This is a genomic window from Paraglaciecola sp. 20A4 (assembly GCF_011378905.1).
GTDB lineage: Bacteria > Pseudomonadota > Gammaproteobacteria > Enterobacterales > Alteromonadaceae > Paraglaciecola.
This window is the reverse complement of the sequence record NZ_WTPY01000005.1, coordinates 1-11,880: the sequence shown is the minus strand read 5'-3', so window position 1 is coordinate 11,880 and position 11,880 is coordinate 1. Positions and strand designations below refer to the sequence as shown.

Below are 11,880 nucleotides of genomic sequence, written 5' to 3'. Positions count from 1 at the left end.
ACTTTGGTAAACGGTTAAAGTGTAAAATAAAGGGTGCTGGAAGTTTGCTTCATAGAAAATCTATTTAGCAAGTTGGGTCAAAAATCGGCAGGCTGAGGAACCCATGGTTTACTCTTATAGCGAAAAGAAACGTATCCGTAAGGATTTTGGCAAACGCCCACAGGTATTGGAAATACCGTATCTACTTTCAATCCAGCTTGATTCTTTTAAAAAGTTTATTGACCTTGACGTCGATGGTCAGCATGGACTGGAAGCAGCATTTAGATCAGTTTTCCCAATAAAAAGTTACTCTGGTAACGCAGAATTACAGTACGTAAGTTACCGTTTAGGTGAACCCGTATTTGATGTGAAAGAATGTCAAATTCGTGGTGTAACCTTTTCAGCACCTTTGCGTGTTAAATTGCGTTTAGTGTTGTTCGATCGTGAAGCAGCACCAGGCACAGTTAAAGACATCAAAGAGCAAGAAGTTTATATGGGCGAAATTCCGCTCATGACTGATAATGGAACTTTCGTCATCAACGGTACTGAGCGAGTTATCGTATCTCAGTTACACCGTTCGCCAGGCGTATTCTTTGATCACGATAAAGGTAAAACTCACTCATCAGGTAAAGTGTTATATAACGCGCGCGTTATTCCTTACCGTGGTTCGTGGTTAGACTTTGAATTTGACCCTAAAGATAACCTTTATGTTCGTATCGATAGACGTCGTAAATTACCCGCGACTATCATGCTACGTGCATTAGAAATACCTACCGAAGAGATTCTTGGTTTGTTCTTTGAGAAGAACCAAGTCCGTGTCGATGGTAATCGTTTCATGTCTGATATCGTGCCTGATCGCCTACGTGGTGAAACAGCACAATTTGATATCTTAGACTTGGAAGGAAACGTGCTTGTAGAATCAGGCCGTCGTATTTCAGCTCGTCATACTCGAGCACTTGAAAAAGCTAATATCGTTGAGCTAGAAGTTCCTGCAGAGTATTTAGTTGGCCGTGTATTCGCGTGTGATTATGTGGATAAAGAAACTGGTGAGCTAGTTGTTGCTGCGAACGACCTGTTGACTCTTGAAAATATTTTAGCGCTTACAGAAGCCGGATATAAGAGTTTTGAAACTTTATATATTAACGAACTTGATCACGGTGCTTATATTTCTGACACCTTGCGTATTGATAGCTCAACAAACCGCTTAGAAGCGTTAGTTGAAATCTATCGTATGATGCGTCCTGGTGAGCCACCGACTAAAGACGCCGCAGAAACACTGTTCAATAACTTGTTCTTCTCTGAAGACCGTTATGACCTTTCCTCTGTTGGTCGTATGAAGTTCAACCGTCGTTTAGGTCGTGAGTCTTCAATTGGTTCAGGTACGTTAGATAAAGACGATATAGTCGATGTAATGAAGCAACTGATCACGATTCGTGACGGTAAAGACGACGTTGATGATATCGATCACTTGGGTAACAGACGTATTCGTTCTGTTGGCGAGATGGCTGAAAACCAATTCCGTGTTGGTCTAGTTCGCGTTGAACGTGCCGTTAAGGAACGTTTGAGCCTAGGCGATTTAGATGCGGTTATGCCACAAGATCTTATTAACGCTAAGCCTATTTCGGCAGCGGTAAAAGAGTTCTTCGGCTCAAGCCAGTTATCGCAGTTTATGGATCAGAACAACCCGTTGTCTGAAGTAACCCATAAACGTCGTATTTCAGCCTTAGGCCCGGGTGGTCTAACACGTGAACGTGCAGGCTTTGAAGTACGAGATGTACACCCGACTCACTACGGTCGAGTATGTCCAATTGAAACACCTGAGGGACCGAACATCGGTTTGATCAATTCATTGGCGAGCTATGCCCGTACCAATGATTTTGGTTTCCTTGAAACACCGTATCGTAAGATAGTAGATGGTGTTGTGACTGACGAAATCGATTACTTATCAGCAATCGAAGAAGGTCAATTCTCAATCGCACAGGCTAACGTCGTGTTGGATGAGAATGGTCGTCTTGCGGATGACTTGATCCCTTGTCGTCACCGCGGTGAAACAACATTAAAAGAAAGCTCAGAGATCACCTACATGGATGTATCTCCTCAGCAAATCGTTTCTGTTGCTGCCAGTATCATCCCGTTCTTAGAACACGATGATGCTAACCGAGCCTTAATGGGTGCGAACATGCAACGTCAAGCTGTTCCTACTTTACGCGCTGAGAAGCCGTTGGTAGGTACTGGTATGGAAAAAATCGTAGCAGTAGATTCGGGTGTTACAGTTGTTGCTAAACGTGGTGGTAATGTTGACTACGTAGATGCCAGCCGTATCGTTATAAAAGTTAATGAAGAAGAAACCGTTGCCGGCGAAGCAGGCATCGATATCTACAACTTAACAAAATATACCCGTTCTAACCAAAACACCTGTATCAACCAGCGTCCTACTTGTAATGTTGGTGAGCCAATTGTTGCGGGTGATGTGCTAGCTGATGGTCCGTCTACGGATTTAGGTGAATTAGCATTAGGGCAAAATATGCGTATCGCATTTATGCCTTGGAATGGTTACAACTTCGAAGATTCTATCTTGATTTCAGAGCGTGTAGCTATGGAAGACCGCTTCACTACAATTCATATTCAAGAATTGAGTTGTGTTGCGCGTGACACCAAGCTTGGGCCAGAAGAAATCAGTTCTGATATTCCAAATGTAGGTGAATCTGCGTTAGGTAAATTAGATGAATCAGGCGTAGTTTACATCGGTGCTGAAGTTAAAGGCGGCGATATCTTAGTGGGTAAAGTGACACCAAAAGGTGAAACGCAACTCACGCCAGAAGAGAAACTTTTACGCGCTATTTTCGGTGAGAAAGCTTCTGACGTTAAAGATACTTCATTGCGTGTGCCTAACAGCGTTCGCGGTACCGTTATTGACGTACAAGTATTCACTCGTGACGGCGTAGAAAAAGATAAGCGTGCACTTGAAATTGAAGGCATGCAACTACGTCAAGTGAAGAAAGATTTGTCAGATGAATTCAATATTCTTGCTGACGGCATATTTGCTCGTGCGAAAAACTTGTTGCTTAAAGATGGTATTGAAGAGTCTCGTTTAGAGTCTGCTCAACGTGAAAAATGGTTCGACCTAACCTTGTCTAACGACGATTCTCAAGGAGAGCTTGAGCAGATTGCGGATCAATTTATTGAAATCAAAGCTGATTTCGATAAGAAATTTGAAATCAAACGTCGCAAGATTACCCAAGGTGATGATCTTCAACCAGGCGTTCTTAAGATTGTTAAGGTTTATTTGGCTGTTAAACGTCAGATTCAACCTGGTGATAAGATGGCTGGTCGTCACGGAAACAAAGGTGTTATTTCAACTATTAAACCAGTTGAAGACATGCCTTACGATTCTGACGGTACGCCGGTCGATATCGTATTGAACCCGTTAGGTGTTCCGTCACGTATGAACATCGGTCAAATCTTAGAAACTCACTTAGGTATGGCAGCTCACGGAATCGGTGTGAAAATCGATCGCATGCTCAAAGAGCATGAAGAGATGACTAAGTTACGTGGCTTCCTTAAAGAAGTGTACGGTGCTGGTAAGTCTCGCCAAGTCGTGGATCTTGATAACTTTACTGATGATGAAATCAACCGTTTAGCAGACAACTTACGCAAAGGTGTGCCTATGGCAACACCGGTATTTGATGGTGCTACTGAAGCAGAAATCAAACACATGCTTACGCTTGCTGATATTCCGGAAAGCGGACAAATCACCTTGTTTGACGGTCGTACTGGTCGCGCATTTGAACGCCCAGTAACAGTTGGCTACATGTATATGTTGAAACTTAACCACTTGGTTGATGACAAAATGCATGCTCGCTCAACTGGCTCGTACAGCTTGGTTACACAGCAACCGTTGGGTGGTAAAGCTCAATTCGGTGGTCAACGCTTCGGAGAGATGGAAGTGTGGGCACTTGAAGCTTACGGTGCTGCTTATACCTTGCAAGAGATGCTGACAGTTAAATCTGATGATGTGAATGGTCGTACTAAGATGTATAAAAACATCGTAGACGGTGATCACCGCATGGATCCTGGTATGCCTGAATCTTTCAACGTATTGTTGAAAGAAATTCGCTCACTGGGTATCAACATCGAGCTGGAAGAGCAATAAGCCGCGTCTGCAGAGCTTAACGACAGGATAGTCCGGGGGATGCACTGCATTCACCGGGCTTTTTCAACTGACTCCGCTGGGAGAGTAATGTGAAAGACTTATTAAAGTTTCTTAAGCAACAACACAAGACCGAAGAATTCGATAACATTCGAATCGGACTTGCGTCACCTGACATGATCCGTTCATGGTCTTTTGGTGAGGTTAAGAAGCCAGAAACCATTAACTACCGTACTTTCAAGCCTGAGCGTGATGGCTTGTTTTGTGCGCGTATTTTTGGACCGGTTAAAGACTACGAGTGTTTATGTGGCAAATATAAACGCCTTAAGCACCGTGGCGTTATATGTGAAAAATGTGGCGTTGAAGTAACCTTAACCAAAGTACGCCGTGAGCGTATGGGCCACATTGAATTGGCAAGTCCAGTTGCACATATTTGGTTCCTTAAATCATTACCATCACGTATCGGTTTGATGCTTGATATGACACTTCGTGATATTGAACGTGTGCTTTACTTTGAATCGTACGTTGTTGCTGAGCCTGGCATGACAACACTCGAGCGTAGCCAACTTCTTTCAGAAGAAGAATATTTGGATGCACTTGAAGAACATGGTGATGAGTTTGAAGCTAAGATGGGCGCAGAAGCAGTTTACGAATTGCTCAAAGCGTTAGACGTTGATGCTGATGTTGTTGCGATGCGCGAAGAATTGCCAAGTATTAATTCTGAAACTCGTCGTAAGAAAATCACTAAGCGCTTGAAGTTACTCGAGTCTTTCCAACTGTCTGGCAACAAGCCAGAATGGATGATTTTGACTGTACTTCCAGTGTTACCACCAGACTTGCGTCCATTGGTACCGCTTGATGGTGGCCGTTTTGCTACCTCAGATCTAAACGATTTATATCGTCGTGTTATTAACCGTAACAACCGTTTGAAGCGTCTACTAGACCTTGCTGCGCCCGATATTATCGTGCGTAACGAAAAACGTATGTTACAAGAAGCGGTAGATGCGCTTTTAGATAACGGTCGTCGTGGTCGCGCTATTACGGGTTCCAATAAACGTCCTCTTAAATCTTTGGCTGATATGATCAAAGGTAAGCAAGGTCGTTTCCGTCAAAACTTATTGGGTAAACGTGTAGATTACTCTGGTCGTTCGGTTATCACCGTTGGTCCTACCTTACGTTTACATCAGTGTGGTCTTCCTAAGAAGATGGCACTTGAGTTATTTAAACCGTTCATCTATGGAAAATTAGAAGGACGTGGTTTAGCTACTACGATTAAAGCAGCTAAAAAATTAGTTGAACGTGAAGATCCGGAAGTATGGGATGTGCTTGACGAAGTTATTCGTGAACACCCTGTATTACTTAACCGTGCGCCTACACTTCACCGTTTGGGGATTCAAGCATTTGAACCCACCCTAATCGAAGGTAAGGCAATCCAATTGCACCCATTAGTATGTGCGGCTTACAACGCCGACTTCGATGGTGACCAAATGGCTGTTCACATTCCGTTGACGATAGAAGCACAGCTAGAATCTCGTGCGCTAATGATGTCAACGAACAACATTTTATCACCCGCCAATGGTGAGCCAATTATCGTTCCTTCACAGGATGTTGTAATGGGCTTGTACTATATGACACGTGACCGTGTTAATGGTTTAGGTGAAGGTATGATGTTCATGAACCCTGACGAAGCTGAAAAAGCTTACCGTACGGGTCATGCAGAGTTACATGCGCGCGTTAAAGTACGTATGACTGAATACGAAGTTGCCGAAGATGGTACTAAGACAGAGAAAACAACCCTGACAGATACCACTGTCGGTCGTGCTCTTCTGTACTTGGCATTACCAAAAGGTTTACCTTTTGAGTTAATTAACCAAGCTATGGGCAAGAAAATGATTTCTCGCTTATTGAACGCTTGTTACCGTACATTAGGTCTGAAAGATACAGTAATCGCAGCTGACCAAATCATGTATACCGGTTTCCACTACGCGATGATCGCTGGTGCGTCTGTTGGTATTGATGACATGGTTATACCTGATGCGAAGAAAGACATTATTGAAGGTGCTGAAGCTGAAGTACGTGAAATCCAGGAACAATTCCAGTCTGGTCTTGTTACTGCTGGTGAGCGTTACAACAAAGTTATCGATATCTGGTCAAACGCTAACGAAAAAGTAGCTAAAGCCATGATGGAGAATCTTTCAACTGAAACGGTTAAAAATCGTGACGGCGAAATGGAAGAACAAGCATCATTTAACTCAGTATTTATGATGGCCGATTCTGGTGCTCGTGGTAGTGCCGCACAGATACGTCAGTTGGCAGGTATGCGTGGTTTGATGGCTAAACCAGATGGTTCAATCATTGAAACACCTATCACTGCTAACTTCCGTGAAGGACTAAACGTACTTCAGTACTTTATCTCTACTCACGGTGCGCGTAAAGGTTTGGCCGATACGGCATTGAAAACAGCAAACTCGGGTTACTTAACACGTCGTTTGGTTGATGTTGCACAAGATTTGGTTATTAACAACGAAGATTGTGGCACCGTCGAAGGTGTTAAAATGACACCATTAATCGAAGGTGGTGATGTTGTTGAGCCGCTTCGTGAGCGAGTACTAGGTCGTACAGTTGCCGAAGACGTTATGAAACCTGGTTCTAATGAAATTCTAGTAGAGCGTAATGTGCTGCTAGATGAAGCCTTGGTTGACTTGCTTGAGATTAACTCAGTAGACCAAATCATGGTTCGCTCGGTTATTACCTGTGAAAACGACTTTGGTGTATGTGCTAGATGTTACGGTCGTGATCTTGCACGTGGACACATGGTTGGACACGGTGAAGCGGTAGGTGTTATTGCAGCACAATCTATCGGTGAACCAGGTACACAGCTTACCATGCGTACGTTCCACATCGGTGGTGCGGCATCTAGAGCATCTGCAGAAAATAATGTACAAGTGAAAACCACCGGTACGTTGAAACTGCAAAACGCCAAGTTTGTCCGTAACACAGATGACAAAGTTGTTATCGTTTCTCGTTCAACTGAAATCACTATTATTGATGATCAAGGTCGTGAGAAAGAGCGTTATAAAGTGCCTTACGGTGCCATTTTAACCACTGATGATAACTGTACCGTTACAAGCGGTGAAGTCGTCGCAAACTGGGACCCGCATTCGCATCCAATCGTTACTGAGCGTCAAGCTAAGATTAGTTATGCTGACATCGATGACAGTAACACTGAGATGCAGCAGGATGAGTTGACAGGTCTTACACGTATCGTTGTTAATGACTTATCTAAAGCAAATGCTAAAGAGCCTAAGTTAATCCTTGAAAGTGAAGAACACGGTTTACAAGAAATTCGTTTACCTAGTTTTACCACAATCGAAGCAACCGACGGTATGCAGGCTAAGCCGGGTGACGTGTTAGCACGTATTCCTCAGGAAAGCTCGAAGACACGTGATATTACCGGTGGTTTACCACGTGTTGCTGATTTGTTTGAAGCACGTAAACCTAAAGAGCCGGCTATTCTTGCGGAAATCTCAGGTACCATTGGTTGGGGTAAAGAAACCAAAGGTAAGAAACGCCTAGTTATCACGCCGAAGGACGCTGATGCATACGAAGAGATGATCCCTAAATGGCGTCAACTTAACGTATTTGAAGGTGAAAACGTTGAGAAAGGCGAAGTTATTGCGGATGGCGCTGAGTCACCACATGACATATTACGCTTACGTGGTATCAGTGCTGTATCTAACTACATCGTTAATGAAGTTCAAGAAGTTTACCGCCTACAAGGGGTTAAAATTAACGATAAGCACATCGAAGTAGTTATTCGTCAAATGCTTCGTAAGTGTATGATCACTTACGCAGGTGACAGTAACTTCCTAGAAGGTGAGCAAGTTGAAGTGTCTAACGTGAAAATCGCTAACCGTGAATTGGAAAAGCAAGGAAAAATCCCTGCTCAGTACGAAACACAGTTATTGGGTATCACGAAAGCATCGTTGTCTACTGAGTCATTTATCTCAGCGGCATCTTTCCAAGAAACGACTCGAGTACTTACTGAAGCCGCTGTGCAAGGTAAAGAAGATGAGTTACGTGGCTTGAAAGAGAACGTTATTGTAGGTCGTTTGATACCCGCCGGTACCGGTTTCTCGTATCACCAAAAACGTACTGCAAGAAAATTAGCAGAACGTCAGGCAGTTGAAGCATTATCTGTCTCTGCTGAAGATGCTGAGCAAGCCCTAACCGAAGCACTAAATGCCGAAGTTATGGATACGCCATCATCTGACGAGTAAGAAATAGGATCATTTGTTAATTTGACGAGTGAGGACGCCAATATCGGCATTAATATGCCTTTATTGGTGTTCATACTTGACAGGTCAAACTTTGGTCATTAGACTTCCGCGACCCGAAATTTGGTAACAAATATTGGGTCGCGGATTTTTCGCGTTTTATATCCTATATAAAGGGTATTCCAGTCGTAATTTTAACCAGGAGCTAGTTAATGGCAACAGTTAACCAGTTAGTGCGCAAGCCACGCCAAAAGCCCGATGCGAAGAGCAACGTAGCGGCATTGCAGGCCTGTCCACAACGCCGTGGTGTATGTACTCGTGTATATACCACCACTCCAAAGAAGCCAAACTCTGCATTGCGTAAAGTTTGTCGTGTTCGTTTGACCAACGGTTTTGAAGTTTCTTCATACATCGGTGGTGAAGGCCATAACCTACAAGAACACAGTGTTGTTCTTATTCGTGGTGGTCGTGTTAAAGATTTACCAGGTGTTCGTTACCACACTGTTCGCGGTACATTAGATTGCGCAGGCGTAAGTTCACGTAAAAAGGCCCGTTCTAAGTACGGCGCTAAAAGGCCTAAGTCTTAACGGTTCTCCGTTAGTAAGGCCAAACTAAAGTATTAATTGAGTTTTGGGATATTCCTGAATTCTACGGAGAATTAAGATGCCAAGAAGAAGAGTTGTAGGTCAACGCAAAATCCTACCAGATCCTAAGTTCGGATCACAGTTACTTGCGAAATTTATGAATGTCGTAATGTTAGACGGCAAAAAATCGACTGCTGAAAAGATCGTTTACGGTGCACTCGACATTGTTGCGGAAAAAGCTGGCAAAGCACAACTAGAAATTTTCGAAGATGCATTGGACAACATTCGTCCTACGGTAGAAGTTAAATCTCGCCGTGTGGGTGGTTCTACGTACCAAGTACCAGTAGAAGTTCGTCCTGTTCGTCGTAATGCCCTAGGTATGCGCTGGTTAGTTGACGCTGCTCGTAAACGTGGTGAAAAATCAATGGCTCAACGCCTTGCAGCTGAAATGCTCGACGCTGCTGAAAACAAAGGTTCTGCGGTTAAGAAACGTGAAGACGTTCACCGTATGGCTGAAGCCAACAAAGCTTTCGCTCACTACCGCTGGTAATAAGAGAAAGCTATGGCTCGTATAACGCCTATCAATCGCTACCGTAATATTGGTATCGTCGCTCACGTTGACGCGGGTAAGACCACGACGACGGAACGTGTTTTATTCTATACTGGTTTGTCTCATAAAATCGGTGAAGTCCATGATGGCGCTGCCACCATGGATTGGATGGAACAGGAACAAGAGCGCGGTATTACCATTACCTCGGCAGCAACGACCTGCTTTTGGGCAGGTATGGATAAGCAATACGATCTACACCGCATAAACATCATTGACACGCCGGGACACGTTGACTTCACAATTGAAGTTGAGCGGTCTTTGCGAGTCCTTGATGGTGCTGTTGTCGTATTTTGTGGTTCTTCTGGTGTTGAACCTCAATCAGAAACCGTCTGGCGTCAAGCTGATAAATACCATGTCCCTCGGGTTGTATTTGTCAATAAGATGGACAGAACCGGTGCAGATTTTGAACGAGTGGTTGCGCAAATTCGCAAACGACTCGGTGCTACATGTATTCCTATTCACCTCAATATTGGTTCAGAAGAGAACTTTAAAGGTGTTGTTGATCTGATCAAGATGAAAGCCATTAATTGGAACGAAGCTGATCAGGGAATGACATTCACCTATGAAGAGATCCCTGCTGATTTGCAAGACAGAGCCGAAGAGTTACGTACCGAACTTGTTGAAGCAGCTGCAGAAGCGAACGACGAATTGATGAACAAGTATTTAGAAGGCGAAGAGCTAACTGAAGAAGAGATCAAATCGGCACTCCGCCAGCGCACAATTAATAATGAAATTGTGTTAGCGACCTGTGGTTCAGCTTTCAAGAATAAGGGAGTGCAAGCGGTTTTAGATGCAGTTGTAGAATTCTTACCTGCACCTATCGATGTTCCTGCAATCACCGGCATTTTAGATGACAAAGATGAAACCGAAGGGACACGTCCTGCGGACGATGATGCACCTTTCGCTGCTTTAGCATTTAAAATTGCAACTGACCCTTTCGTGGGTACTTTAACATTTTTCCGTTGTTACTCGGGTGTGGTAAACACTGGTGATAGCGTTTATAACCCTGTTAAAGCGAAACGTGAACGTTTTGGTCGTATCGTGCAAATGCACGCTAAGGACCGTGAGGAACTCAAACAAGTTCGAGCAGGGGATATCGCCGCGGCGATAGGCCTGAAAGATGTGACTACCGGTGATACTTTGTGTGATCCGAATCATATTATTACCCTCGAACGGATGGATTTTCCTGAACCCGTAATTTCTATTGCTGTTGAGCCTCGCTCACAAGCTGATCAAGAAAAAATGGGATTAGCGCTAGGTAAACTAGCTGCTGAAGATCCGTCTTTTAAAGTCAATACTGACGAAGAGTCAGGACAAACAATTATATCTGGGATGGGTGAACTTCATCTAGATATCATTGTAGATCGCATGAGACGTGAATTCAGCGTTGAATGCAATGTAGGTAAACCTCAAGTTGCTTATCGCGAAACCATTCGTGGCAAAGTCGACGTTGAAGGTAAGTTTGTTCGTCAATCAGGTGGCCGCGGTCAGTTTGGTCATGTTTGGCTTACAGTCGAGCCTAATGAAGAAGGGGCTGGATACGAGTTCGTTAACAACATAGTCGGTGGTGCGGTTCCAAAAGAATTCATTCCGTCAGTTGATAAAGGTATCCACGAACAGATGCAAAATGGTGTGCTCGCGGGTTATCCGGTGCTTGATGTAAAAGTTACCTTATTCGATGGTTCATATCATGATGTTGACTCTTCTGAAATGGCGTTTAAAATCGCTGGGTCAATGGGTTTTAGAAAGGGCGCTGCTGAGGCAAAACCTGTATTGCTTGAACCCACAATGAAAGTTGAAGTTACCACCCCAGAAGACTGGATGGGTGATGTTGTTGGTGATTTAAATCGCCGACGTGGTGTAATCGAAGGTATGGAAGATGGTGTCGCTGGTATCAAGATTGTTCTTGCTAAAGTACCGCTATCTGAAATGTTTGGATACGCTACTGACTTGCGTTCAGCTACGCAAGGAAGAGCATCATATTCAATGGAATTTTTTAATTATTCAGAAGCGCCTAATAATGTTGCGAAAGCCATTATTGACGCTCGTCAATCTTAATAAAGGTCTGGTCCGGTTTTCTACATTAGTAGGGCCGGGTTTTTAACTTAGGAAATTTGTAAAATGGCAAAAGCAAAGTTTGAACGTACTAAACCCCATGTAAACGTCGGTACTATCGGCCACGTTGACCACGGTAAAACTACCCTAACAGCTGCAATCACTACTGTACTCGCTAAAACGTACGGCGGTAACGCATCTGCTTTCGATCAAATCGATAACGCT

Annotated in this window: 6 protein-coding genes; all 6 read left to right on the top strand. The window is 43.8% G+C overall.

Features of this window, described 5'->3' with window-relative positions; genetic code table 11:
- Nucleotides 1-103: 103 nt before the first annotated feature.
- Nucleotides 104-4,132, top strand: a complete 4,029-nt coding sequence (rpoB, locus tag GQS54_RS07180; RefSeq protein WP_166423341.1) for a DNA-directed RNA polymerase subunit beta — start codon at nt 104-106, stop codon at nt 4,130-4,132.
- A gap of 89 nt (nt 4,133-4,221) precedes the next feature.
- Complete coding sequence (gene rpoC / locus GQS54_RS07175; protein ID WP_166423340.1) at nt 4,222-8,409, top strand: DNA-directed RNA polymerase subunit beta'; 4,188 nt, start codon at nt 4,222-4,224, stop codon at nt 8,407-8,409.
- Nucleotides 8,410-8,618: 209 nt separating this feature from the next.
- Nucleotides 8,619-8,993 (top strand): 30S ribosomal protein S12, encoded by a 375-nt coding sequence (rpsL, locus tag GQS54_RS07170; RefSeq protein ID WP_007102735.1) that lies wholly within the window; start codon nt 8,619-8,621, stop codon nt 8,991-8,993.
- 76 nt (nt 8,994-9,069) lie between these two features.
- Entirely contained in the window at nt 9,070-9,540 is a 471-nt protein-coding gene (gene rpsG / locus GQS54_RS07165) for a 30S ribosomal protein S7 (RefSeq protein WP_040513515.1), read from the top strand.
- A gap of 12 nt (nt 9,541-9,552) precedes the next feature.
- On the top strand, nt 9,553-11,658 hold the full coding sequence (gene fusA, locus GQS54_RS07160; RefSeq protein WP_166423339.1) for an elongation factor G: 2,106 nt from the start codon (nt 9,553-9,555) through the stop codon (nt 11,656-11,658).
- A 63-nt stretch (nt 11,659-11,721) separates the two neighbouring features.
- Nucleotides 11,722-11,880: GTP-binding protein (locus tag GQS54_RS07155; protein WP_240919865.1), on the top strand; the 159-nt coding region annotated here is incomplete at its 3' end.

Excerpts from the sequence above, each read along its gene's own strand:
- rpsG (WP_040513515.1), top strand. The coding sequence starts at position 9,070 with ATGCCAAGAAGAAGAGTTGTAGGTCAACGCAAAATCCTACCAGATCCT.
- fusA (WP_166423339.1), top strand. The coding sequence starts at position 9,553 with ATGGCTCGTATAACGCCTATCAATCGCTACCGTAATATTGGTATCGTC.
- rpsL (WP_007102735.1), top strand. The coding sequence starts at position 8,619 with ATGGCAACAGTTAACCAGTTAGTGCGCAAGCCACGCCAAAAGCCCGAT.
- rpoB (WP_166423341.1), top strand. The coding sequence starts at position 104 with ATGGTTTACTCTTATAGCGAAAAGAAACGTATCCGTAAGGATTTTGGC.